The 25,291-nt window shown below is 59.6% G+C and carries 22 protein-coding genes and 1 pseudogene; 15 read left to right on the forward strand and 8 right to left on the reverse strand.

Annotated elements, in window-relative coordinates; translation table 11 throughout:
* Positions 1 to 301: 301 nt before the first annotated feature.
* Positions 302 to 2,239, forward strand: coding sequence for a glycosyl hydrolase family 28-related protein (locus tag RD110_RS10005; RefSeq protein ID WP_076199041.1), 1,938 nt, complete (start codon positions 302 to 304; stop codon positions 2,237 to 2,239).
* Between the two features lie 5 nt (positions 2,240 to 2,244).
* On the opposite strand, the gene purM is transcribed toward RD110_RS10005, so the two are convergent.
* Positions 2,245 to 3,294 (reverse strand): phosphoribosylformylglycinamidine cyclo-ligase, encoded by a 1,050-nt coding sequence (gene purM, locus RD110_RS10010; protein WP_076199043.1) that lies wholly within the window; start codon positions 3,292 to 3,294, stop codon positions 2,245 to 2,247.
* 202 nt (positions 3,295 to 3,496) lie between these two features.
* On the opposite strand from purM, the gene hda reads away from it, so the two are divergent.
* The 11 genes and pseudogenes from hda to RD110_RS27845 form a co-directional block, all read left to right on the forward strand.
* Positions 3,497 to 4,183, forward strand: coding sequence for a DnaA regulatory inactivator Hda (gene hda, locus RD110_RS10015; RefSeq protein WP_076199045.1), 687 nt, complete (start codon positions 3,497 to 3,499; stop codon positions 4,181 to 4,183).
* The gene (locus RD110_RS10020) at positions 4,180 to 4,887 is read left to right on the forward strand and encodes an HAD family hydrolase (protein ID WP_076199047.1); all 708 of its coding nucleotides are present in this window, start codon (positions 4,180 to 4,182) and stop codon (positions 4,885 to 4,887) included. Before hda ends, RD110_RS10020 begins: the two co-directional genes overlap by 4 nt.
* Complete coding sequence (gene pcnB / locus RD110_RS10025; protein ID WP_076199049.1) at positions 4,884 to 6,491, forward strand: polynucleotide adenylyltransferase PcnB; 1,608 nt, start codon at positions 4,884 to 4,886, stop codon at positions 6,489 to 6,491. The genes RD110_RS10020 and pcnB overlap by 4 nt, the downstream gene beginning before the upstream one ends.
* 54 nt (positions 6,492 to 6,545) lie before the next feature.
* A complete protein-coding gene (folK, locus tag RD110_RS10030; protein ID WP_076199051.1) occupies positions 6,546 to 7,034 on the forward strand; it encodes a 2-amino-4-hydroxy-6-hydroxymethyldihydropteridine diphosphokinase in 489 nt (162 codons plus the stop codon).
* A gap of 244 nt (positions 7,035 to 7,278) precedes the next feature.
* The gene (locus tag RD110_RS10035) at positions 7,279 to 7,632 is read left to right on the forward strand and encodes a hypothetical protein (RefSeq protein ID WP_157900113.1); all 354 of its coding nucleotides are present in this window, start codon (positions 7,279 to 7,281) and stop codon (positions 7,630 to 7,632) included.
* 332 nt (positions 7,633 to 7,964) lie between these two features.
* On the forward strand, positions 7,965 to 8,954 hold the full coding sequence (gene fcl / locus RD110_RS10040) for a GDP-L-fucose synthase (RefSeq protein WP_076199055.1): 990 nt from the start codon (positions 7,965 to 7,967) through the stop codon (positions 8,952 to 8,954).
* 18 nt (positions 8,955 to 8,972) lie between these two features.
* Positions 8,973 to 10,094 carry a GDP-mannose 4,6-dehydratase gene (gene gmd / locus RD110_RS10045; protein ID WP_076199057.1) on the forward strand — a complete coding sequence of 374 codons (1,122 nt, stop codon included), beginning with the start codon at positions 8,973 to 8,975 and terminating at the stop codon, positions 10,092 to 10,094.
* Positions 10,095 to 10,162: 68 nt separating this feature from the next.
* Complete coding sequence (locus RD110_RS10050) at positions 10,163 to 11,485, forward strand: UDP-glucose dehydrogenase family protein (RefSeq protein WP_076199059.1); 1,323 nt, start codon at positions 10,163 to 10,165, stop codon at positions 11,483 to 11,485.
* 79 nt (positions 11,486 to 11,564) lie between these two features.
* On the forward strand, positions 11,565 to 12,638 hold the full coding sequence (locus RD110_RS10055; protein ID WP_076199061.1) for a glycosyltransferase family 4 protein: 1,074 nt from the start codon (positions 11,565 to 11,567) through the stop codon (positions 12,636 to 12,638).
* A gap of 10 nt (positions 12,639 to 12,648) precedes the next feature.
* Positions 12,649 to 12,966: an acyltransferase family protein gene (locus RD110_RS28955; RefSeq protein ID WP_076199063.1), complete on the forward strand. Its 318-nt coding sequence runs from the start codon at positions 12,649 to 12,651 to the stop codon at positions 12,964 to 12,966.
* 16 nt (positions 12,967 to 12,982) lie between these two features.
* Positions 12,983 to 13,720, forward strand: a pseudogene (locus tag RD110_RS27845) (acyltransferase family protein); the annotation flags it as partial.
* 862 nt (positions 13,721 to 14,582) lie between these two features.
* On the opposite strand, the gene RD110_RS10065 reads toward RD110_RS27845, so the two are convergent.
* Positions 14,583 to 15,701 carry an acyltransferase family protein gene (locus RD110_RS10065; protein ID WP_083686194.1) on the reverse strand — a complete coding sequence of 373 codons (1,119 nt, stop codon included), beginning with the start codon at positions 15,699 to 15,701 and terminating at the stop codon, positions 14,583 to 14,585.
* A 583-nt stretch (positions 15,702 to 16,284) separates the two neighbouring features.
* On the opposite strand from RD110_RS10065, the gene RD110_RS10070 reads away from it, so the two are divergent.
* The 3 genes from RD110_RS10070 to RD110_RS27855 are packed head-to-tail and all read left to right on the forward strand — an operon-like array spanning position 16,285 to position 16,857.
* Positions 16,285 to 16,485, forward strand: coding sequence for a hypothetical protein (locus tag RD110_RS10070; RefSeq protein WP_076199067.1), 201 nt, complete (start codon positions 16,285 to 16,287; stop codon positions 16,483 to 16,485).
* On the forward strand, positions 16,457 to 16,720 hold the full coding sequence (locus RD110_RS27850; protein WP_157900115.1) for a hypothetical protein: 264 nt from the start codon (positions 16,457 to 16,459) through the stop codon (positions 16,718 to 16,720). Before RD110_RS10070 ends, RD110_RS27850 begins: the two co-directional genes overlap by 29 nt.
* Positions 16,687 to 16,857 (forward strand): hypothetical protein, encoded by a 171-nt coding sequence (locus RD110_RS27855; RefSeq protein WP_157900116.1) that lies wholly within the window; start codon positions 16,687 to 16,689, stop codon positions 16,855 to 16,857. Before RD110_RS27850 ends, RD110_RS27855 begins: the two co-directional genes overlap by 34 nt.
* A gap of 269 nt (positions 16,858 to 17,126) precedes the next feature.
* Here the strand turns inward: RD110_RS27855 and RD110_RS10075 are convergent, their stop codons facing one another.
* The 6 genes from RD110_RS10075 to RD110_RS10100 all read right to left on the reverse strand — a co-directional run bounded on the left by RD110_RS10075 (position 17,127) and on the right by RD110_RS10100 (position 25,274).
* Positions 17,127 to 18,632, reverse strand: coding sequence for a lipopolysaccharide biosynthesis protein (locus RD110_RS10075; protein ID WP_076199069.1), 1,506 nt, complete (start codon positions 18,630 to 18,632; stop codon positions 17,127 to 17,129).
* Positions 18,629 to 19,915, reverse strand: a complete 1,287-nt coding sequence (locus RD110_RS10080) for a glycosyltransferase WbsX family protein (RefSeq protein WP_076199071.1) — start codon at positions 19,913 to 19,915, stop codon at positions 18,629 to 18,631. The genes RD110_RS10075 and RD110_RS10080 overlap by 4 nt, the downstream gene beginning before the upstream one ends.
* A gap of 46 nt (positions 19,916 to 19,961) precedes the next feature.
* Positions 19,962 to 21,056, reverse strand: a complete 1,095-nt coding sequence (locus RD110_RS10085; RefSeq protein WP_083686195.1) for a glycosyltransferase — start codon at positions 21,054 to 21,056, stop codon at positions 19,962 to 19,964.
* Positions 21,053 to 22,024 (reverse strand): glycosyltransferase, encoded by a 972-nt coding sequence (locus tag RD110_RS10090; RefSeq protein ID WP_204250047.1) that lies wholly within the window; start codon positions 22,022 to 22,024, stop codon positions 21,053 to 21,055. Before RD110_RS10090 ends, RD110_RS10085 begins: the two co-directional genes overlap by 4 nt.
* 68 nt (positions 22,025 to 22,092) lie before the next feature.
* Positions 22,093 to 24,075, reverse strand: coding sequence for a glycosyl hydrolase family 28-related protein (locus RD110_RS10095; RefSeq protein ID WP_083686197.1), 1,983 nt, complete (start codon positions 24,073 to 24,075; stop codon positions 22,093 to 22,095).
* Positions 24,072 to 25,274 carry a glycosyltransferase family 4 protein gene (locus RD110_RS10100; protein ID WP_076199079.1) on the reverse strand — a complete coding sequence of 401 codons (1,203 nt, stop codon included), beginning with the start codon at positions 25,272 to 25,274 and terminating at the stop codon, positions 24,072 to 24,074. Before RD110_RS10100 ends, RD110_RS10095 begins: the two co-directional genes overlap by 4 nt.
* Between the last annotated feature and the right edge of the window lie 17 nt (positions 25,275 to 25,291).

Consider the following 25,291-nt stretch of genomic DNA (forward strand, 5'->3'; position numbering starts at 1 on the left):
CGCCGATGGCTGCCTCGGTGCATACAAACCATTGCCGCCGATGGACGAACTTAATGGATAAATTGTAAGCAAAAGAAACCGCGGGGTAAACGCGCTTCTGCCTGCATGGCCGACCGTCGAAAACAGGCTTGGAAGCGTTGCGCGATTCGTCCCGAATCTCCGCTTCTACCCGTGGCAACGCGCCGACTGGCGCGAGTGAGGCCGCGGTCAACCCGCCTACCTGGCACTGATGCGGAGATATCCCATGAAAAATTCCTGTTGCTTGAAGACGCTGCTTTTCGGCGCACTACACCGAGGTGCGATGGTATTGGCATGCATCGCCATGTTCCTCGCCGCCGTGCCTGTTGCGCGTGCGGCCGTTGGTTGCGGCGCCATGGGCTGCGCGGCCTTTCCAGCCGACGCGGGCGTCATCGACGTCAAAAAATTCGGCGCCAGGGGTGACGGGGTGAACGACGATACCGCGGCGATCCTGGCCGCCATCCGCGCCGCCGATGTGAGTTTTGGTACGGCCTGGTGGCGCGCGCGCATCGTGTTCTTCCCCGCAGGCACCTACCTGGTTTCGGACACGTTGAACAAACGTGCCGCGGACGGCCGCTATCTCAGCGGCATGGTGCTCATCGGCGCCTCGCCGCAAACCACCAGGCTGCGCCTGAAAGACCGCGCGGCCGGCTACGACAACGCGGCTTCGCCGAAGCCGGTCATCTTCACCTCCTCCACGCTGCTCGCGGGCCAACCCACGGCCGGTGGCAAGGATTACCTGGGCAAGGGCGAGGGCAACGACGCCTACGCCAACTATGTCGAGAACATGACCATCGACGTCGGCAACGGCAACCCCGGCGCGGTGGCGATCGACTACCTTGCCAACAATTCCGGGGCCTTGCGGCATCTGGCCATCGTCGGCGGCAGCGACAGCGGGGCGATCGGGATCTCGATGGACCGGAAATGGCCGGGCCCGGCCTTGCTCAGCGACATTTCGGTTTCCGGTTTCGACATCGGCATTTCCGCGTCGTATACCGAATACGGCGTGACCCTGGACAAGGTCACGCTCGCAGGCGCCCGCAGCATCGCTTTGCGCAACCGCGGCAATTCCCTTTCCATCAACGACATGGACATCGACGCCGACGCCGTGGGTGTCCAGAACCTGGACCCGCGTGGCCTGATCACCGCAGTGAATCTGCGGTTCAGCGGCGACGGCACCACGGCCACCGCCATCGAGAACTACGGTGCGATGACGCTGCGCCAGGTGCGCACCCAGAACCGCGCGCAATTCTTCGGCGGGCCAGTCGCCGGCGGGGCCGTCTTCGAAGGCGTTTACCAGGGCAACGCCCGTCTGCGCAGCGCCACGCCTTCCTGGGCGCTGCCGGTCAAGCCGGTGCCGGTCACGGGCATCACCGATGGCGTGGAGAGCTGGGTCAACGTGCAGGCTTACGGTGCGGTGGGTGATGGCGTGACCGACAGCACCAGCGCCGTGCAGCAGGCCTTGCGTTCGGGCGCATCGACGATCTACTTCCCGTTTGGCTCCTACGTGATCAACGATACCGTGGACGTGCCGGCCAGCGTGCGCCGCATCGAAGGCGCGATGTCGACCATCAGCGTGAAGCGATACAACTCCGCGCCATTCTGGCTGGGCGGCGGCATCTTCAAGGTGGCGGCCAACGGCGCGCCGCTGGTGATCGAGCGCCTCTCCTTCGACATGGTGAACAAGGGCGGCAAGCTGGCCATCGAATACGTGGGCGCGGCACAACTGGTACTGCGCGACATCGTGGCGGCGGGCATTACGCTGGTGGACCGTGCTGAGACGGGTGGCGAGTTGTTTGCCGAGAATGTGGGTGGCACGGTCCGGATCGCTGGAACCAGTGGCGGCTGGATTCGGCAGCTCAACTCCGAAGGCAACGGCATTCGCGTGACGAACAACGGTGCGCCTTTATGGATTCTTGGCGTCAAAACCGAACAGAACGCGACCATGGTGGCGACGACCTCGGGTGGCACCACCGAATTGATGGGTGGCCTGATCTACATGGTGAACACACCCTCCGCCAAGAACCCCGCCTTGACCAATAGCGGGGGCAAGGTGTTCGCTTCCTATGTTGAATCGTCCTACATTGCAACCGCGACCTATGATGTACACCTTTCCGACCAGACGCCCGGTGCTGAGCGCATCGTCAATGCAACTTCGCTAGCGCCCCGCGGTCTGGGGCGTATCGTGCCTCTGCTGGCAACCGGCGCATTCGGAAGTTAAGAAGATCAGCTCACCACCACCGCAGCGCCATCACCACGCTCTGCGATCTTGCCAATGGTGTAGACCGTCTCGCCCGCGGCCTGCAGCGTGGCGCTCACGGCCGCTGCATTGGACGCATCGACCACGACCACCATGCCGATGCCGTTGTTGAAGGTGCGGTTCATCTCGAAGTCGTCGATGCCGGCCGTCTTCTGCAGCCAGGCGAAGAGCTCGGTCTGGGGCCAGCTGCCGGCCACCAGGTGCGCCGCCGTGCCTTCGGGCAGCACGCGCGGGATGTTTTCCAGCAGGCCACCGCCGGTGATGTGAGCCAGGGCCTTGATCGGATGAACCGCCAGTGCGGCCAGCACGTTCTTCACGTACAGGCGGGTGGGCTCCATCAGTGCCTGCTTGAACGGCTTGCCGTCGAGCGTGGCGGGCAGGACTGTGTTTGAGGCGCCGGTACGCTCGATGCACTTGCGCACCAGGCTGAAACCGTTGGAGTGCACGCCGCTCGAGGCCAGGCCGAGCACCACGTCGCCAGGGGCCACGTCGCGGCCGGTGAGGATCTTGCTCTTCTCGACCGCGCCAACGGCGAAGCCGGCCAAGTCGTATTCGCCGGGCGGGTACATGCCTGGCATCTCCGCCGTCTCGCCGCCGATCAGTGCGCAGCCCGAGAGTTCGCAACCCTTGGCAATGCCACCGACCACGGCCGCGGCAGTGTCCACGTCCAGCTTGCCGCAGGCGAAGTAGTCGAGGAAGAACAGCGGCTCGGCGCCCTGCACCAGCACGTCGTTCACGCTCATGGCCACCAGGTCGATGCCCACCGTGTCGTGCATGTTCCATTCGAACGCCAGGCGCAGCTTGGTGCCCACGCCATCGGTGCCGCTCACCAGCACCGGTTCCTTGTAGCGCTTGGGCACCTCGAAGAGTGCACCGAAGCCACCGATCCCGGCCAGCACGCCTTCGCGCATGGTTTTCTTGGCCAGCGGCTTGATGCGTTCCACCAGGGCGTCGCCCGCGTCGATGTCGACCCCGGCGTCCTTGTACGAGAGGGGGGTGGCGTTGGATGATGTCATGGTGATTGTTCGGAAAAGTGGGCAAAAACAGCCGGAATCCGGCCAAAAGGTGAACGGGCGCGCGGCCCTATAGAATTTGGAGGATTTTAAAGGCTTGTGTGCGCCGCTCCGGCGCCACGGTCGTCGTGTTTTCCGCCGCTCTTGTCGACACCGCTGCCGATTGGCTCTTTCTCTCCTCACCAACCCCATGCCCGGCCCTCACATGCAACAACTGGTGCTCGACATCGGCCTCGTCCCAGGGCCGACGCTGGACAGTTTTTTTGCCGGGCCGAACGAGGCCGCCTTGCGCCATCTGCAGTTGTGGACGGGCCCGCAGACCAGCCAGAGCACGCGTTCGCCCGTGCCGACCTACCTCTGGGGGCCGGGCGGCAGTGGCAAGACCCATCTGCTCAAGGCAGTGCGCGAAGCCTTGCGCGAGCAGGGCGCGACCGTGGGCTGGCTCGATGCCAGCGTGTTCGAGCCACCCGAATTCAACGAGGCCTGGGCGGCGGTGCTGCTCGACGAGGTGCACCTGTACAACAGCGAGCAGCAACATGCGGCCTTCAACTGGTTCGTCAACGCCCAGACCTGGCAGCGCTGGGTGCTCGGCGCGGGCGAATTGCCGCCGGCCGACCTGCCGCTGCGGGACGACCTTCGCACGCGCCTGGGCTGGGGCCATGTGTTCGCACTGCAGCCTCTGGGTGAGGCCGAGCGCCGCGCGGTGCTGCGCAAGCAGGCCGACGCGCGTGGCCTGTTCCTCGGCGACGAGGTGATGGATTTCATGCTGAACCGCTTCAGCCGCGACCTGGGCAGCCTGATGCAGTTGCTCGACCACCTTGATCGCTACGCGCTGCAGACGCAACGCGGCATCACCGTGCCCATGATCAAGTCCATGTTGGAGACACTTTGAATTCAGCGAAGAAGAAGCTCGTCCTGTTCGACCTCGACCATACCCTGCTGGCCGTCGATTCCGACTACACCTGGGGCGTGTTCACCACCGCCATCGGCTGGACGGACCCGGTCGAATTCAAGCGGCGCAACGACGAGTTCTACGCCCACTACAAGGCCGGCACGCTCGACATCCACGACTATGTTCGCTTTGCCGTGGACGCCGCTCGGCGCCAGGGTGCTACGAAATCCATAGCTGCCCACGCAGATTTCATGCGCGATGTGGTGCTGCCGGCCATCACGCCAGCGGCGCGTGCGCTGGTGAAGCGGCATCAGGACGCGGGTGACGAGGTGGTGATCGTCACCGCCACCAACGAATTCGTGACGCGCCCGATCGCCACCGAGTTCGGCGTGACGCAGCTGATCGCGGTGGAGCTCGAGTGCGAGCCCATCGGCGAGGACGGCGCTGGCGGCTGGTTCACCGGCGCCATCAAGGGCGTACCATCGGCGCGTGAAGGCAAGGTCACCCGTGTGGCCCAGTGGCTGGCCGAGCGCCAGCTCGACTGGTCGGACGTGGAGATCACGTTCTACACCGACTCCATCAACGACCTCGCGCTGATGGAAAAGGTGGACCACCCCGTCGCCACCAACCCGGACGACCGCCTGCGCGCCGTCGCCGTCGAGCGCGGATGGCCCATACTCGAATTGTTTCAAAAGCAGACATGATCAAAAATTTCATCGACAAGTTGCTCGGCAAGAAGCCGGCCGCTTCCAGTGCGGCCACCACCGCCGCGGCCAAGAAGAACAAGTTCGGCAAACGCGCCGAAGTGACGGCCGAGGCGCACGGCATCGACCCGAAGCTCGTGGACGAACGCGCCATCAACGTCGTCAGCACGCTGCAGGCGGCTGGCTTCGAGGCCTACATCGTCGGCGGCGCGGTGCGCGACCTGCTGGTCGGCCTGCGCCCCAAGGACTTCGACGTGGCCACCAACGCCACGCCCGAGCAGGTGAAGGGGCTGTTCCGCCGCGCCTTCATCATCGGGCGGCGCTTTCGCATCGTGCACGTGGTCTACGGCCGTGGCCGCGAACACGAGGTGATCGAGGTCTCCACCTTCCGCGCGCACATGGACAACGCCGCGGCCGAGCAGGTGGCGGGCAATGAGCGCACCAGCAAGAGCGAACTGGCCAACATGAAGCATGCGGTGGATTCCACCGGCCGGGTGCTGCGCGACAACGTCTGGGGCCCGCAGGACGAGGACGCCGCACGCCGCGACTTCACCATCAACGCCATGTACTACGACCCGAAGAGCCAGATCGTGGTCGACTACCACGGCGGCATCAAGGACAGCAAGAACCGCGTGATCCGCATGATCGGTGACCCGGCCACGCGTTACCGCGAAGACCCGGTGCGCATCATCCGCGCCGTGCGTTTCGCCGCCAAGCTCGGCGCGCTGGGCTTCAAGATCGAGCCCAAGACGGCCGCGCCGCTGGTGCATTCGCAAAAGCTGCTCGCCGACGTGCCGCAGAGCCGGCTGTTCGACGAAATGCTCAAGCTGCTGCAGACCGGCCACGCCATCGCCACCATCGAGCAGCTCAAGGCGCTCGGCATGGCCACCGGCATCTATCCGCTGCTCGACGTGGTGGTCGAACGTGCCGAGCAGCCCTTCGTGCGCGCCGCGCTGCAGGACACCGACCGCCGCGTCGGCGAAGGCAAGCCCGTGGCACCGAGTTTCCTGCTGGCCTGCGTGCTGTGGGCCGACGTGCGCGAGGGCTGGGCCAAGCGCCAGGCACAACGCCAGCCATCGTTCTCGGCGCTGCAGGACGCCATCGAAGATGTGTTCAATTCGCGCATCGGCGATGTGTCCGGCCGCGGCAAGCTCGCCGGCGACATGCGCGAGACCTGGCTCATGCAGCCGCGTTTCGAAAAGCGCACCGGCAGCACGCCCTACAGCCTGATCGACCAGCCGCGCTTCCGCGCCGCCTTCGACTTCATGCGCCTGCGCGCCGACACCGGCGAAATCGACGAAGCCCTGGCCGAGTGGTGGCAAGAATTCAGCGTGGGCGACGACAACCAGCGCCAGGACCTGCTCGAGCAGGCGCGTGAAGAACTGGGCCAGCGCCAGCGTGTCCGCGTGGTGCGCCAACCGGCGGCGCCGAAGGAAGAGGGCGCGGCGCCGACCGCTGCCAAGCGGCCACGTCCGGCCGAGTCCGAGACGGCCCCGGAAGGCGAGGGCGCCCCCGCGGACGGTGCGCCGCGCAAACGCCGGCGTCGCCGCAAGCCGGGCGCGGGCCGTGGCGATGCGGCCTCGACGCCGGGCCAGGACGGCTGATCGTCCTGCTGGTCACGGGTAGGCCCGAGAGCCCGCGTGCCTGACGCCTTTGCCATGACCGCGGACCGCGTTTCCGTCACCGCTTACATCGCCCTCGGCGCCAACCTCGGTGACGCCCAGGCGACCGTTCGGGGCGCCATGGACGACATCGCCCAGCTGGCCGGGACGACGGTGTGCCGACGCTCGTCGCTTTACCGCACGGCCCCTGTCGATTCGAGCGGCCCGGACTACATCAATGCGGTCATCGAGGTTTCCACGCGCCTGAGCGCACCGGTATTGCTGGAGAAGCTACAGAAACTGGAGCATCTCGCGGGCCGCGAACGCCCCTATCTCAATGCGCCGCGCACACTCGACCTGGACATCCTGTTGTATGGGGAAGCGTGCGTGCAAAGCCCCCATCTCAGCATTCCCCACCCGCGCATGAGGCAAAGGGCCTTCGTGCTGGCGCCTCTGGCCGAAATCAACCCCAACTTGGTGCAGCCAGCCGCATTGCAGGCACTGTCCGATCAGAAAGTGGAGCGGATAGCTGGTACGGCGTTGTAATTCGCCTGTCATCTGTCATTCACCGATGTTTGTGCGGTCGATCCCGCCCATCGCGGAAATATTTACCAACACATCGCCATCAACCCTTACTTCCATCCGTTGCGGAAATGCAAAATTGTCGTGTTGCACCGCAGCATAGTGTGTAAACTAGGTATTAACGCGAATGGGGTACCTCCCTAGATGTGTTGGGTAGTCGGGGTTTGCGCCCTGGCTGCTACCGGATCAACGGTTTCCTGGAGGATTCATGAACAGACTGACATACTCTTTAGCTGCTTTGCTACTGGGCGTTGCCGCGTCCACTTCCTCGATGGCTTCGCCGCAGGATGCCATGGCCCGTGCGGTAACGGCCGGCCAGGCTTTCAAGCACGATGCTTTTGATCCTTCGGGCCGCATGGTCAAGGCGAGCTACGTGGGTGGCATCTCGTCCGATGCGTCGACCGGTTCCCTCAACGAGCCCGGCTACCGTGGCAACGCGCCGGCCGCACGCGGCGGGCTGATCCAGTTCCTGGAAGGTCTGCCGCAGAGCAAGGGTTTCACACTGATGGCCGCCGTCGGCGTGATTTTCGTCATCGCCAAGCGCCGGCTCGCCGCCCGCTAGCACTGAGCCGGGCAACAACGGTCCGCGGCCGGCGTGCGGCGCTCCACGTCCGGGATGGACTCATCCGGCCCGGGCTTTCCTCGAGTTTTGCGGCGTGCGCCTGCCTCTGGCCTGTCGCGCTTCAGCTGTAAGATCAACCCCTTGACTGGTCGCCTTCCCAAGGTGCAGGTCGGCCCGCAGCCGGCCTGTGGCAGGCGCGTTTCGGCGAACGCCCGATCCGCGCGGGTGGCACCCTTCATCGCGGTGCTCGGCGGGACCATGACACCCTTCGCAGTCCGTGTTTCCACAACCCGTGCGACCGTTGTAAACCATCCCAGCGAAGAAGAGGCCCGATGACCCAGCAGCGACGAATTTTCATAGCCGGACATCGCGGCATGGTGGGCAGTGCCATCCTGCGCCAGTTGCTGGCCCAGGGCGTGAGCCCGGCGCAGATCGTCACCCGCAGCCATGCTGACATGGATCTCACCGAACAGGCGCAGGTGCGTGCGTTCTTCCAGGCCGAACGCATCGACGAGGTCTATCTCGCGGCGGCCAAGGTCGGCGGCATCCATGCCAACAGTACTTATCCCGCCGAATTCATCTACGCCAACCTGATGCTCGAAGCCAATGTGGTGCACCAGGCGTTTTCGGCAGGCGTAAAGAAGCTGCTGTTCCTGGGCTCGAGTTGCATCTACCCCCGCCTGGCGCCTCAGCCCATGGCCGAGGATGCGTTGCTGACGGGCCCGCTCGAGCCGACCAACGAGCCCTACGCGGTGGCCAAGATCGCCGGCATCAAGCTCTGCGAGAGCTACAACCGCCAATACGGTGCGAGCCACGGCATCGACTACCGCAGCGTGATGCCCACCAACCTGTATGGCCCGGGCGACAACTACCATCCGCAGAACAGCCACGTGTTGCCCGCGCTGATCCGCCGCTTCCATGAAGCGCGCGAAGCGGGTGCCGCCAGTGTGACGATCTGGGGCACGGGCACGCCCAAGCGTGAATTCCTGTACGTGGACGACATGGCCGCGGCCAGCATCCACGTGATGAACCTGGCCCCCGAGGTCTACCACGCCCATACCCGGCCGATGCTGAGCCACATCAACGTGGGCACCGGCGAAGACCTGTCGATCGGTGAACTTGCCGCGCTGGTGGCGCGCGAGGTGGGTTACCAGGGGCGCATCGAATGCGACAGCAGCAAGCCCGACGGCCCCCCGCGCAAGCTCATGGACGTGCAGCGGCTGCAGAACCTCGGCTGGCGTGCGACCACCTCGCTGGCCGATGGCATCCATCTTGCCTACCTTGATTTCCTGCAAAACCACCGCACTGCGGCTGCTTCCTGAAAACCGAGACATATAAAAATGACGACGAAACGCGCACTCATCACCGGCATTACCGGCCAGGACGGCTCCTACCTCGCGGAACTGTTGCTTGAAAAGGGCTACGAAGTCCACGGCATCAAGCGGCGCGCCTCGTCGCTGAATACGGAGCGCATCGATCACCTCTACCAGGACCCGCACGTCACGAACCGCAAGCTGTACCTGCACTATGGTGACCTGACCGATACCAGCAACCTCACGCGCATCGTGCAGCAGGTGCAGCCCGACGAGGTCTACAACCTGGGCGCGCAAAGCCATGTGGCCGTGAGTTTCGAAAGCCCCGAGTACACCGCCGACGTCGACGCCATGGGCACGCTGCGGCTGCTGGAAGCCATCCGGCTGCTCGGGCTGGAAAAGAAGACGCGCTTCTACCAGGCCAGCACCAGCGAGCTGTATGGCCTGGTGCAGGAGATCCCGCAAAAGGAAAGCACGCCGTTCTATCCGCGCAGCCCTTACGGCGTGGCCAAGCTCTACGCCTACTGGATCACCAAGAACTACCGCGAGAGCTACGGCATGTATGCCTGCAACGGCGTGCTGTTCAACCACGAGAGCCCACGCCGCGGCGAGACCTTCGTCACGCGCAAGATCACGCGTGGCCTGGCCAACATTGCCCAGGGCCTGGACAAATGCCTGTTCATGGGCAACCTCGATTCGCTGCGCGACTGGGGCCATGCCAAGGACTACGTGCGCATGCAGTGGATGATGCTGCAGCAGCAGGAAGCCAAGGACTACGTGATCGCGACCGGCGTGCAATACAGCGTGCGCCAGTTCATCGAGAAGGCCGCGGCCGAACTCGGCATCACGCTGGCCTTCGAGGGCTCGGGCGTGGAAGAAAAGGCCGTGGTGACCGCCGTGACCGGCGACAAGGCGCCCGCCGTAAAGATCGGCGACGTGCTGGTCAACGTCGACCCGCGTTATTTCCGGCCTGCAGAAGTGGAGACGCTGCTCGGCGATCCGGCGCTCGCCAAGTCCGACCTCGGCTGGGTGCCGCAGATCACGCTGGATGAAATGATCGGCGAAATGGTGGCCACCGACCTGGCGCACGCCCAGCGCCAGGCCTTGCTGCAAAGCCATGGCTACAAGATCAACGTCAGCATGGAATGAGTCCATGCGGCGGGCGCGGTTGCGCTTGAGAGATTTCGAATTAAATTTTTTGACGAGGGGTTTGCTTCATGAAGATTACGGTCATCGGTACGGGTTATGTGGGCCTGGTTTCCGGCGCCTGCCTGGCGGATGTGGGCAATGACGTGTTGTGCCTGGATGTGGACCCTGCCAAGATCAAGATTCTGGAAGACGGCGGCATCCCGATCCATGAGCCCGGCTTGCAGGAAGTCGTGCGCCGCAACGTCGAGGCGGGCCGCCTTTCCTTCACCACCGATGTGAAGCGCGCCGCGCAGTACGGCACCATCCAGTTCATCGCTGTGGGCACGCCGCCCGATGAAGACGGCTCGGCCGACCTGCAATACGTGCTGGCCGCGGCCCGCAACATCGGCAAACACATGGACGGCTACCGCGTCATCGTCGACAAGTCCACCGTGCCTGTGGGCACGGCCGACAAGGTGCGCGAAGCGGTGCAGGCCGAACTCGCCGCGCGCGACAGCAAGACCGAATTCAGCGTGGTCTCCAACCCCGAGTTCCTGAAGGAAGGCGCGGCCATCGAAGACTTCATGCGGCCCGACCGCATCGTCGTCGGCGCCGACGACGAAAAGGCCATCGGCCTGATGCGCCAGCTCTACGGCCCGTTCCAACGCAACCACGAGAAACTGGTGCTGATGGACGTGCGCTCCGCCGAGCTCACCAAATATGCCGCCAATGCCATGCTGGCCACGCGCATCAGCTTCATGAACGAACTGGCCAACCTGGCCGAAGTGCTGGGCGCCGACATCGAACTGGTGCGTTCCGGCATCGGCAGCGATCCGCGCATCGGCAGCCACTTCCTGTATTCGGGCTGCGGCTACGGCGGCTCATGCTTCCCCAAGGACGTCAAGGCGCTGATCAAGACCGCGGGCCAGCACGGCAACAAGCTGCGCGTGCTGACCGCAGTGGAAGAGGCCAACGACGCGCAGAAACACGTGCTGGTGGACAAGATTGTCGAACGCTTCGGCAACGACCTATCCGGCAAGCGCTTCGCCCTATGGGGCCTGGCCTTCAAGCCCAACACCGACGACATGCGCGACGCACCGAGCCGCGTGGTGGTGGCCGAGCTGCTGCGCCGCGGCGCCACGGTCACGGCCTATGACCCGGTGGCCATGAGCGAAGCCGAGCGTATCTTTGGTGATGAGCCACGGCTGAGCTTCGCCGGGCGGCCGAAGAGCGCGCTGGATGGTGCCGATGCGCTAGTCATCGTGACGGAGTGGAAGGAATTCCGCAGTCCGGATTTCGATGCGATCAAGACAAGGCTGAAGCAGCCGGTGGTGTTCGATGGTCGGAATCTGTATGACCCGGCGTTGGTGCGGGCGATGGAGATTGAGTATTTCAGTATCGGGCGGGGTTGAGTCGGACCTACTCGTCTATGTAAAGGGGCGCTTTGCGCCCTTTCTGCTTTTCAAATCATCGATTTAGTCTCTGATTCAAATGAAGTTACTCGTAAATATGTCTGTGGTCGGCACCAAATCGACCGGTCTTGGTGTCTATGCCACCCACTGTGCAGATGCGATCACCCGTATGTTCGATGCCGATATCGTGGCACCCGCGGGTTATCTGGGGCAGGGCCGCGTCGTGAGTACAAGCCCGGACAACATCCTTTTAGGCGCAGGCAAGCTGGCACCGGTCCGCCGCCTTTTATGGGCGCGCCGTTTTCAGCAGCCCAATGATCGTTTGCTGTATTCGCCAACTCATTTGGCGTTCCCAAACAGCAAGCAGCAGATACTCACCGTTCACGATTTAATTTCGGTGCGGCTTCCTAAAAATCATCCTCTGCAGAGCTTATATTTTAAGCATATATTGCCCCCCCAGCTGGCTGTCGCGAGAGCTGTCTTTACTGTTTCTGAGACCACACGGCTAGATATCCATGAGGAATATGGTGTGCCATTGGATGATATTCACGTTGTTCCCAATGGAGTCGATACGACAAAGTTTTACCCATCATCTGCGCCCAAGGAGAATTTTCTCCTGGTGGTAGGGGCTTCCTATTTTCACAAGAATGTACAGGAAATCATTCAAAATGCCAAATTTTGGAAGGATGACTATTCTCTTGTTATCGTTTCATCTCGGGGGAAATATCGTGAGTATTTGGGTGAATTGATCAAGAATGCCGGTTTGGTTGGTCGAGTAAAAATTATTCCATATGCTGAAAATGCAGAATTGCTAAGGTTATATCAAACCTGTGCAGCCTTCGTATATCCATCGATGTGGGAGGGATTCGGTATTCCACCGCTCGAAGCCCTGGCTTGTGGTGCCCGCGTGATTGTTTCGGACATCCCCGTGTTGCGTGAAGTTTTGGGTACATCCGCGTCGTATGTCCGCTTGGGTGATGAGGCCAGTTGGGAGGCTGCTTTTGCCTTGCTGAGGTCGAGTGAACCAAAAGTTTCTTTAAATGTGGCGACCCCGCCCGTTAAGAAGTACACATGGGAGAATTCGGCGGCTCAACTCGTTCAAGCGTTGTTGAAAGTTGAACCGATGCTGGAACGTTTAGTTGTCAGTCGATGAGAATTAGCCAGTGTTGAATCATGAAAATTCTGCGCGGCTTGCCCTGCTGCGATTTCCATTAATCGTTGGGGTCGTTTTCGTACATGCGTATGGTGGGAGTATGAATCTTTCGAATTCGGAAATTTCTCCGATTAAGAATTCGCCAATAGTTGGCTTTGTTCAGGATTTTATTTCGAATGGCTTGGCGAGAACTGCCGTTCCATTGTTTTTTGTTATTTCCGGATATTTATTTTTCTTGAAAGAGGGATGGTCTTTTGAGCATTACCAGAATAATGTCATTTCTCGTGTAAAAACCTTGCTTATCCCTTTTCTTTTTTGGGGGTGTTAACTGTCTCTATTTTCTCGGTTGCGCAGTCTATACCAGCGTTACGAAAGTATTTCTCTGGGGGCATACTTCGATGGTTGGTTTTGGGACTTATGACTACCTTCGGGCAATCTTTGGAATTGGGCGCATGCCAATTGCCTATCAGTTTTGGTTTATTCGCGATTTAATGGTGTTGGTGGTTTTTTCACCGTTGATTTTTATATTTATTAATAAAATCGCATGGGTGTTTTTGACCCTTCTGCTGGCGGCGTGGGTTTTTGATCTTCGCGTTGCGTATTTCCCTGATTTTGAAGCGCTTCTCTATTTTTCTTTGGGCTGTTTCTTTTCGCTGAAGAAAATTAATCTGTTTTTTTCTGATAAATTTGCAAAAATCCAGATCTTGTGTTATTTCGTAATTCTTGTTTTGACGGTTTCATTGAAGGGGGTGGATATTTATCCATATTTTTATAAGTTCAGTATCATTTGGGGTTGTATGGCAATCATGAGTGGAACGAAATATGTAATTTTGGTGGAGGCTTTGAAGAATAAAATTATTAGTTTGGGCTCTGCTAGTTTTTTCGTCTATGCGACTCACGAGCCTATGCTGACTGCTTTTAAAAAAGTATCTTATGGATTGGTTCATCCAGAAAATCAATTTTCGATTCTGGCTTTGTATTTTCTTGCTCCCACTGTAACCATTGCTTTTACTCTGATTTTATTTTTTACATTTTCTCGATATTTCCCATCGGTTTTAAGGTTTGTAACCGGTGGAAGATAGTTTGTGCTAGGAAAATTCAAAAGAATTTATTTTTAGTTTATCGTCAACTGTATTTTTACTAACCATACCTGAAAATCGCGAGGTGAAAGCATTGGCGCAAGAGTGTATTTTGCGATGCGCAAGACCGCGGGAGTTGGTAAAAATAGGGTAGGCGTGGCGCTTCCGGCACACCGTACGTCTTGGCTGACTCAAGCCTGATCAATCAGATAGCTATGCGCGGGCTACCGTTCGATATGGCGCAAGATGGTGTGTCTGGGCATCGGCAGGCCTTGCCTGGCTAACCAGCGATTACGCACTTTTTGGAGAATTTTGTCCATGGCAGCACCAGCTGTATCATGCGCGGAGCATGTCAAAGCTGTCGAACGCTTTTTTTGTATTCATTGTGAAACAATGGGAGCGGTTCGTGGGTGCAGACTCGCCGTACCAGTCCCAGGACGATTTTTTCACCGTGGGAAGTCCTGATCCATCTTTAGTGTCTAAAGAACCGCCAGAAACGGATTTGGATGGGCAGGTGCCACTTTTGACGGATTTGACGGCTCCGCAGCCACCCAAGATAGGATCCCGCGACGCTGACGGATCTTAAGCCCCCATAGCCAAGGTGTAGCCGGATCCGGCGCCTGCACCAAGCTTCTCTCGCCGCACCACAGCACCAGCGAGTGTTCGGGTGGCAGCACGCACAGGCCCAAGAGATGTATTCAAGTTTTGCCGCAAAGCGTGGATCGCGCGAGACTTTGAAGACGCCCCTCATAGGGTCAGGCCGTCGGCCCCTAATGTTGCGAGACGCTGTCCGTGCTGACGTTCAGAGCGGGTGACACTTTACAGATAACGCTGTCTCGCATTTCAAAGTTGAGCCTGCCACGCATCAAAACATCTTTTTAAATCGCAACATGGGTTTTTCTATGGCATGCCATGAAAATACTGCAAAAATGGAGGTGAGGATTATCGATAATATGACATTGCCGACGTATGTTTTACCGAAAACAGTAAAATGCCAAACAGCCTGCTGAATTGGGGCTGCGTACAAATATATTCCATATGAGTAGTCACCATCCATGACGTAGGGAATCCGCTTGGGGCGCTGAAGACCCAGCCATATGGTGAGATATGCCACGGGAAACGGGGCAAGGTAGATAAACTGATAGTTGTATAAAAATAATGCACCCAGCAGGGTAGAAAGAATGGCCAAAGCACCGCTGAAGGGAATTTTTTCACGGTTGATATTAATCAGGACGCCAGCGATAAAGAAAAGAACCAAGTGTCGACCATTGACGTTGGCTGAACTTCCTGCGGTTATTGGTATGTAGATTGCCACCACCGTTTTAATTAGGCAGAGTAACGTGAAAGTCACCAAAAACCAGCCGGGCCATTTGCGTAATCCAAAGAGTGCCAAAAGTGTAAGAGCAATGTAGCATTCCAGTTCAAATGGTACGGTCCACAAAGAAGTATTTACCAAGTTGGGAAGCGGATTTTCTAAAAAGACTCCGGGTAACTCATAATGAATCCAGCCCAATATATTGAGCAAATACCTGTAGAACGCCGGGTCCGAAAAGTACTGTCGAATAGAAAACGATGTAGCTAATAGACCAAGAATCAGCGCGGAAAGAATGACCTCTACAGTAAGCGCAGGGTAGATTCTAATGAATCGCAACCAGAGAAATTTTTTAATGCTCGGCGTACGCGATAGGCTCGATGTGATGAGGAAGCCGCTCAGTGCGAAAAACATTGGAAGAATCCAGTAAGTGATTCTTCCACTCCAGTTCGTGGCCAATTCAAGTGCCTCGGATAATCCGAAGGTGAAAAGATATGAGTGCCAAATGAGAACGGCTAACGAAAGCCCAAACCGTAGGTAATCGAATCCGGTTGTGAATCCTTTAATTCCTTCCATGTAATCATAGATCGACGCGGGTGGAGCTCGACGCCACAGGCTTACTGGTAAGTCTGTCGTCACTGTCTTGTCGGATGGCGATGAATTGTTGGTCATGGTTGTCGTTGGTACTTTTTTATTAGTCGATGCGTTCAGTTTGCGTGGCGCGCGTCGGCATTGTGCACTGCAACAAATGTGCCACTGTAGGTAGTCAACAACGTAATTCCAAGAGATGTGACACTGTCAATGATTTATGTTTCAGATTTGATCGTTTGTTGCACTTCACTTCGAAGGCGGCTGAAACGTCTGGTCGCCATAGCGATCACGTCCTAGCCGGACGCGATGCTGTCATCCATCCCCCCACCGATCCTGAGCCCAGACCAAGCGGTGAGCCGACTCCTTCCTCGAGAGCCTATTCACGCCGCGCCGGCTGGAGGACTTCGCCCCGCCAGTGTGCACTACGGCTGATCCGCCAGTTGATCAACGCGGCCTTGGTGAAGATTGACGTTCTGTTCCGCGCCATGTACAAGGTCCATATCAAAGCAAAGGCGGTTGTCCAAGCATCGCCTAGGAGAAACTTTTGCGCGTCATGCTGCTGCAGGCCAGGTGTTCCACGGCGTGCACTTGAAGCGCCAGCTCATGCAGCGGCCGATATAACCTGCCGTTTCGCCGGTTTATCGGTCTGACCACGAATGACGACGTGTGGGTGCCCACCGTGTTCATCAAGAACCGCGAGCGTTTGGTTGCACAGAACACGGTCATCGAACTCTTCAATCTGGTGCTGGTGCAGGCCGTGGACAAAGGGATGCTCTCGGGTGAGTACTTCAGTGGGGATGTCAATCCGATGCAGCCTTGCCGGGGCACAAAGCTTCGTGTGGAAGCACGCCAGCGATGGAGCTGATGATGGCGCCGCAACCGGCAGCACATCTGCATCGAATACTGATGCCGATGCCCGGCTGTACTGCAAAGGCGACAACGCCTGCCTCTTCCGTTTCATGGGCCATATCCTCACGGGCAACCGCCATGGGCTGGTGGCCAAAGCCATCGCCACCAGCGCCGATGGCTTTGCCGAGCGCGAGGCGACCAGGGTGATGATCAACCGATGCACGGCAAGCGGCAGGCCGAATTCACGCTGAGGGCCGACAAGGGTTACGAAGCCAAGGAGTTCATTGCCGCGCTGCGGGCAATGAACGCATTGCTTAAGCGACTCGATAAAGCCATCGGGCAGTTCTATGACGATGGAGATATGGTCGACGAAATCAACGGCTACTGATTTGGGTCCTACCGTCAAGACGGTATGGCTGGCCGCTTACCTATTGCCGGCAAACACCTCGTGGTAGATCGGCATGCTGTCGGCTGTTTACACCACACCCAGAATGGACTCCCTGTGGCGTAGGCGGCACGGCTGATACGCAGGGTATAAGCCGGCGGCTGCCGGAGGTACTCGGGTTCAATAGTTCAGCCATTGCTACCGAAAAAGCATCCAAGCAACTTAAAGGTTGTATTGCCCAAGCGAAATATCGAACCCACGGCGCAGCAAGACTAACGTTCCGATGGGTGGATCGCTTTACGGAGCGCTTTTCGTGTCTGAAGGAGAAATGCCCTGCCATGGCCCGTGCACGCCAACAGGAGCACAAGTAGCCCGTACGACAGGCCTACTTCCAGCAACAGCGTGACAAGATCGGATGGCGCCTTGGCGAACAAGCCAAATCGCACGGCCGCAAACGTGATCGCCGCGGCCAGTGTGGGCGTGGCAATGACGCCAAAAATATCTCGGAAGTTCACGGGCCCTTCCTTAAGCGCTCCGCTTAGCACCAAGGGTGTCTGGATAAAGATGAACGACAGACTCGCCACGGCCGCAACCCCCACTGCGCCCCAGTAAATGCCGATGATGCACGCGGTGAGATTGATGCCAGAGGCGGTCACCCAGTACTTGAGCATGGCGCCGGTTCGATTGCGGCTGATGAAAATCCACGACGCGCTGGAAAACAGGGCAGAAGTCATGCCGCCGACGCAAAACCACGCGAATATCGGCGTGGCGGGCTCCCAGCGGCTACTCATCAGAAATCGAATCACGGTTGCCCCATCGGCAACACATACCAGAAGGCCGGGTACCGTCGCTACGACGAGAAGCTGGACCATAAACAAATAAGTTTTGCGAAACGCGGCCGCGTCCTGCGACAGGCTGGACAGCAGCGGCACCGCCACACGGTTGATCGGCAACAGCAACTGGCTGAGCGGCTGAACCAGCAGCCGATAACTTCGATCGTAAAAGCCTAGCTGTACCGGCCCTTCGACGTATCCGATCAGCAGGTTGTCGGCAGACTTGGAGAGTACGTTGGCGAGGTTGGTCCCGGTGACGTTGCGGCCAAAGGCGAACTCGGCCCGCACCGAGATCGACCGTGTCGGCCAAGACGGCTTCCAGCCGCTAAGCAACCAAGCCGTCGATACTGCGGTCAGGGTCGAGACGAGTTGCCCAAATACCAGCGACCAATAACTCATGCCCAGCAGGCTTGCGGCGACCGTTGCGGCGCTACCCATCAAGGCAGCGCCAACATCGATCTTGGCGATGGAAACGAAGCGCATCTTTCGGGTAAGAAAGGCGTTAGGCAGGATACCCAGCGTTCCCAGCGGAATCATTAGCGCCATGACGGATGTCAACCCCAGCACCCGCGGCTCTCCATAGAGGTAGGCGGCCAACGGTGCGGCGGCAATGATGAGTGCGCCGAGCGTGGTCCCCATGGCGAGGTTGACCCAGAACAGATTCGACATCTGCAACTGGTAGATCGATGCGCGCTGAACCACCACTTGGCCAAAACCCAGGTCGTTGATGATCATGACCACGGCAATGATGGGGGCGATCATCGCCAGCAAACCGAAGTCGGCCGGGAACAGAATCCGCGCCAACACCAATTGCGTGCCGAACTGCAGGGCCATCTTCAGGCCCTGGCTGAGCATCGTGGCAAATGAGCCTTTGACCGACGCGGATTGCATTCCGCCCGGCACCACGCTGCGCGGAAAAATCTCCCGGTCCCGCACCTCGGTCATCGAAGGTTGCGTCCGCCAAAGTTGCCCGTGAGTTTGCGTAATCCTAGGCTGGGCAGATTTTTTACGAAGTTGAAAAAGCTTGCGGGTGCTTCTTCCATCGGGCCGTGGTTCGGCCGTTTCCTGCTACGTTTGCTACCCAGTTGGTCTAGGACCTTGCGCGTTTCGTGGAGATACGCGGAGCCGAAATGCCGATCGGGTTCGAGATAGGCGCCCTCGGCCCATTCGTTCCACGCGTTGATGAACACGATGCGTGCTTCTTTAGAGGGCTCCTGGAGTGCCTGGGTGGAAGCGGCGTGTAGCCAGTCGCCGTATTTCGCTGGGTTGGAGCCAGAGTAGCCGCGGCCCCAGTTCGGGCGGCGCGCGTCGTTGTCCCAGCTAGGGCATACGCCGGGATGCAGCGTGTAGCCTTCCGCCTTGTTGGCCATGCCGCTTTCGGCCAGTTCATCGTATGTCACGACGTTGCCAATGAAGCGCGGGTCGAGGTAGCGCAGTCGGCGTCGGTTGTTGAACAAGCCTTTGCCCACCTTGTGCGGCGGGAAGCCCGCCACGGCGTCCATGCCGTATTTGCGCGGGTCGTTGTCGTCGAAGGCCTGCGGCATCATGATGTAAGGGTCGCCAAGGCCCTGGGCCTTGAAGTACTCGCGCCATCTCTGCACCATCTCCTTCGCATCGGGGACGAGGCTTGGGCGGTACAACATGATGACCGGGCGGCCGTCGATCCGGATGTAGCGTTCGTCCCTGATGAACTTGGCGATGTACTCGGCGTACTGGATGTCTTCACCTGGCGCATGGTTCTGCTTCATCAGTACATGCTGTTCAGAGCCGTCCCAGCGACGCGACCAGGTTTCGTTTGCCCAGTTCAGGCAAAACTTGAAGTCGATGTCCTTGTTTTCGAGCAGCAAGTTCAGTGGGGTGTCCAGGATTGTGCGGCCGCTGAACCAGTAGTTGTGGATACAGAAGCCATAAATGCCGCCACGCTTGGCGAGCTCCACCTGACGCTTGAGTGCGTCCACCTTGGAGAGATCGTAGTAACCGAGTTCCTCGGGCAAGCGCGGCTGGTAGTGGCCCACATACCGCGGCAGTGCCTTCGTGACGTTGCTCCATTCGGTGAATCCCCGACCCCACCATTCGTCGTTTTCCGGAATCGTGTGAAACTGTGGAAGGTAGTAGGCAATGTAGCGAACCGCCGGGTCGGCCACGCCTTCCGCGGGCAGGTCCGAAGAAGGGCGGTAGTCCGGCCCCTTGGATGTGTTGTGTTCGTATTGTTCGATGATGGTGGTCATTGTTTTCCTAGGTTACTAAGTAATCGTTTCAATCTGGTCGGCGGTGTCAGAGCGAGCCGCCCAGCCGACCGGTCACCCCGTCGAAAGCGGCGCTGACCATGGTCCAGGCATTGCGCGGGCGGCGCAGAACCAGGCCAAGACCGAGCGCAAGGGTGACGAACATGGTCACGTTGGCCGCGGTGATGACCCAGCCGTCGCTCCAATACCGGCTCTTGAAATAAATGTTGTTGCGGATGCTGTAGTACAGCCGTTTGGGGTTCTCGCTACGCAAAAGGTCGATCATGAAGAAGCGGCTCCTGCCAGTGGGCTGCGCATCGCCAGCGGCCCAGTCTCCCTCGGCGTCGTCCACTACACAGCCCGGCACGAGCACTACATGGCCACCATGGCGGCGCACCCGGTTGGTCCATTCGAGGTCGTCGAAATACAGCACAAAGCGTTCGTCGGGATAACCGATGACATCGATGTGCCGGCTGTGGATGAAAAATCCGCCATAAGGTCCACCGGGAATATCGACCCCTTGCGCTTCGGGAGAGGAGTCGACCTCGGTCATTAAGGGTAATGACGGCGGACTGCTACGCAGCCGTTTCAGCACGAACTCCGGTATGCGGCGCACATCGAGGGACGAAATGCTGGATTTCCGGTAGAACACCCCTTCGCCCTGGCCGGTCTTGGCAGCGTTGAGCCAAAGGGGAAATCTTTCGCCACGAAGGCTTGTGAAAGCGATCAACGAATGCAGCGGATCGCATTGTTTGGCTGCATGACGCAGTGCCTCGAGTGCGCCGGGACGTGGGCAGTTGTCGTCGTCCAGCAGCCAAAGGTATCGGTCTCCCAATTCGGCACGCGCATGGCGAATGGCGGCTGTGAAACCCGCGCCGGCTCCCACATTCTTGTCGAGATGGACGATGGTAATAGCCAGGTTCGCCGTAGTCTTCAGAGCTTCCAGTTCCAACTTGTAAGCCGCGTCGACTCCGTTGCCCACAATGACCAGACGGGGGATGCCAAGCGCTTCCAGCGATTGCACGCAGAGGCGGATAAGAGCGATGCGCCGTCCATAGGTCACGGTCAGCGCAACTATGTCGGCCGTGCTGAGGGGTTGGTCGGCCGGCCCTGCCAATGGTGTTGGTAGAGACGCTTCAGTCATGCGAGCTCAAAGCCTTGTTTGGAGCCGAGACGACGTGCCTCGCCGTCGGCTACGGCCGAGAGAAAGAGCTCATACCGTGCCTGTTTGCCCAGCCTGCGTGCGAGCAGCCGCATGCCAGTTAGGAAAACAAACCGGTTCAGCCCGCGCAGTAGCGGGTTATGCGGCACGCTGTAGCGCTCGAAATACGAGCGGTTGCGCGCTGCATAGAAGACGCTGAGATCCGAGCCGCCGGCCAGCCAGGCATGCGAAGCTGATTTGTGCAGGCGCTTGGTATTCCATGAGGGTTCGATATCGACCACCCGGCTTCCAGTGACCACGATCAGCTGGCCGCCCATGCGTGTGACACGGTAGGAAAACTCTGTGTCGTCGGCATACAGCACGAAGCTTGCGTCCGGCAGGCCGATTTTCTGAATAAGGGATGCCTGGAACAGCATGCCGCTATAGGGGGCGACGTCGAGCAACCCGAATTCAGGCAATCGCGCTTGGCCGGATGGACGTAGAGGGTGCATACGTCGCAACAGCTTTCGTGGCAAATGCTTCAGATGGAATCCGAAGAACGCATTGGGATGCAGTCTCTGACGGGTGCTACCGTTGCTGATCTCGGTCTGGTTCTCGGGCCGGAAGCCGACCACGGCCAGTGGCGCGTCCTGGCTTGTCTCCAGCGTGTGGCGATAGGCTTGCAGTAATTTGAGAAGGCTGCCGGGTTCGAGCCGGTTGTCGTCGTCGAGGAGCAAAATGTAGTCGGCGCCGGCACGGCAAGCGGCTTCCATACCGGCCCTGAATCCTGGAGCGGAACCGAGATTCTTGGCATGGCTGATTACCTGGACTCGATCGCCGAAGACGGCTTGGCACTCGGCCTCGATCGGGACGAAAGAGCCGTTGCTGACGACAACAGCATTAGCCACGCCTTCGCTGAAGGCCGAGGACAACGCCTGCCGCAGAAGATGCAGCCGGTCGCCGTAGGTCACGGTCACAAGGGTTACCGCACTCATGCAGGCAAGAAAAGAAAGGCTTGGGTCATCATGGGAATAGCGGGTTATTTCGAGTTGGCGGGGAGGCCGACTTCCAGGCCTGGCACAACGCGGCCGCGGCCACGTGTTGGCAAGTCTTCGGCCATGACCGCGGACGAAAGTTGCTTTGCAGATTCCGTGCCGTCATCGCTTGGCGATACGTGAACACGGTAGGACGCCCCTTCACGCTGCACGGTTTCTACATAGACCGCATAGAAGCGCGCGCCGGATGCGTTGATGAAGGCTGGACGAGCAACCGCTGGCGGGTGGATCATGTAGAGCAGGCCACCGATCACCTCGGTGTTGGCCCCGGCGGTGTTCTGGATTGCCGTGTTGTTCTGTTCGGTTTTGAATCCAAGGATGGACAGTGGCGCACCGTCGTTGAAAATGCGTACGCCTTGACCTTCAGTATTGAATTGCCGCGCCCATACGCCGTTCCTGCCGGCCAGGACCATGGGGCCGCAGCAAGTGTTTTCCAGGAACAGGGGGCCGCCGCTTGGCATACGGCTTACCAGGCCTGTGCCGGCCGCAAGCACATCCTGCAGCACGAGCGAGCGAGCGCCGCTGTGCTCGATGCCCAGTTGCGAGGGCATGCCTATATTGTCCAGTGCAATGCGTTCAATCGTCAGCGGTGAACCTGCGGTGGCCACCCGGAACATGCCCGTTTCACCCTTGAGTGTGGGGGCTCGCCGGCGCGACACTGTGACAGACGAGTACATCCCGACAATGCGGCGCACCTTGGCAGGCACGTCGATCACGTCGCTGATGACATAACGGCCCGATGGCAAATAGACGACTTCGGCCCCGGACTGCATGGCGGCCCGGATGGCCTCGGTGGCATCCTCGCCGGAGTCCGCCTTGGCGCCGAACCGCTCGACGCTGGCCCAACGCTTGGCCTCAGGCGTCCACGCGGCGGGGGTGGGAGGAGTCGCGAGCTTCCAGAACGCATCGAACTTTGCCAGGCGCAAATTGCCGAAATAGGCGCCGTCAGTGGCCGATTGCAAGGAGCCACCCGCCTTTTCAGCGACGCTCTCGCCGCTGACCAGCGTGACACGTGTGCCTTTCATGGTGAGGTAGCCACGGTTGTCAACCCAGGTCGCGTCGTTGCGCGCCAGCTGGACCACCAGTTGGTCGGATACGACCAGGCCGTCGGGCCCCATATTCTGCAGGGCCAGTGCGCCGGTTTCGATGCGCACATTGCGCAGGGCGAGGGCGTTACCGTTGTTGCGCAGTGCCACCTCGGACTGGCCGCTGAGCGCGACTCCTTCCATCGTCAGGCCGTATTCCCGCTGACTGACGGAAATACCGACCGCGAAGCCCTGTACCTTGACGTCGGACAGAAGCAGCGGGCCAGGCCATTTGCGTTCCATCGAAATGCCGGTACGGCCGCTGCCCGCGGCGGCCATGATGCGTACATGTCGGATGGCGCCAGAATTATTGGCCAGGAAATCGATGCCTACCGCACCTGGGTTTCCTGGGCCGATGTCGATGGTTAGATCTTCCACGTAGTTGCCGTAGGCGTCGTTGCCTTCACCTTTGCCGGTGTAATCCTTGCCACCGGCACCGGATGCACCACCAAGTAGCATTGACGTCGTGTAGATCACTGGCTTGGGAGCCTTGGCATCGGTGAAGCCCGCGGTGGCTTCGTCCAGGCGAATGCGCACCGTGTCGGCCGATTCACCCACTAGCGCCATCGACGCGAGGTAACGGCCGTTCTCGTCGCGCTTCATCAGCGAATCGGTCACGCGGTAAGTCCCTGCGGGGAAGTACACCACGCGCGAAGGCCAGAAGAACTTGCCTTGGTCGGTGCGCGCGGCCGCAATGGCGGCAAGGATGGCGGCGGTATCGTCCGCCTTGCCGTCACCCTTGGCGCCGTGATCGCGCACATTAACGGCGCCGCTGTCGGCCGGCAATACGGCGCCAAGCAGCCAAGGACAGGCGCAGACCAGCACCAGAGCGGCGACCGTGGATTTCGCGTGCAAGAGGGAACTTGGCGGCCAACTGTTCATGCAGCGATGATCTCCTCGTACAGTCGGTAATAGGCGTCGATCACGCGGCCGGTATCCGAATAACGCGCCGAGTCCCGATGGGCCTGGTTGCCGTAGCGCGCCAACAGGCCGGGAGTACTGGCCAACTTGTGCATGGCGGCCTCAAGGTCGCCGGCCTGATCGGGCTCGAACAGAAGACCGTTCCCGTCGTTCGAGATCATCTCGGGAATGCCACCACGCCGGGAGCCGATCACCGGCACGCCGAAGATCATCGATTCGAAGACGACCCCGGGCAAGGGGTCGTGCCACAACGATGGCACAACCGACACGTCGACCTGCTCGAAGAATTCGTCTGGTTTCACCTTGCCGAGAAAAACCACCTGCTCCGAGGCGTAACGGGTCTTCAGCTCATTCAGATAGCTTTCTTCACCACCGCCGGCGATGACTATTCTGGTGGCCTGCATGCCGGGCTTGGTCTGCAGTTGGCTAAAGGCTTCCAGCACCAAGCCCACGCCTTTCCACGGGGCGACCGTGCCGATAAAGCCAAAGGTCTGGGCGGTGGCGGGATAAGTCGCACGGCCGGGGGTGGCGTAATCCCGCGCGTTGTTGATCACGCGACGGGCCTGCACGTTGGCGAACAAGCCGTTGCGCAGATGTGCATCGAGTACGGCCTGACTGGCGCCCACCACGGCATCTACTTGATTGGACGCCTTGGCACGCCCAATGCGGAAGATGCTGCACTGCTGGCAAGGTGTTTCGCAATTACGTTCGTTACGGAATAGCTGCGACCTCGGGCAAAGGTTGTAGTAATCGTGCAGCACCTGTACGGCCGGTTTCTCAAGCTGCTTTGCCACGCGCCAGGCCGAGGCCGAAAAGCCGGCGAGGTTATGGAAGGAAATGACGTCCGGGTTAAATTTCTGTACCACACCGGTCAGGGATTCGGCCATGGCGCTGTTGTCGATGTCCCGCGCGTGCCAAGCCAGCCTGCGCAAAGTACTAGGGCCTTTTTCCGAATGAGGCCAATAGATGTTGTGCAGCGGAAGGCGTACCACAGGCACATCAGCGATCACTTCGTCCACGACTTCATTGCGGTCGGTCGTGGCGGCAACCAGCACCTCGTTGCCTTTGACCATCTGGCCTGCAGCAAGCATGGCCAGCGACAGTTCTGCGCCGCCCCCCACATCGGGTGGGAACAAGGTATTTACGTACAGGATTTTCATGCGGGAGATGGTGATAG

Origin of the sequence: Rhodoferax koreense (assembly GCF_001955695.1) — a bacterium.
GTDB lineage: Bacteria > Pseudomonadota > Gammaproteobacteria > Burkholderiales > Burkholderiaceae_C > Rhodoferax_B > Rhodoferax_B koreensis.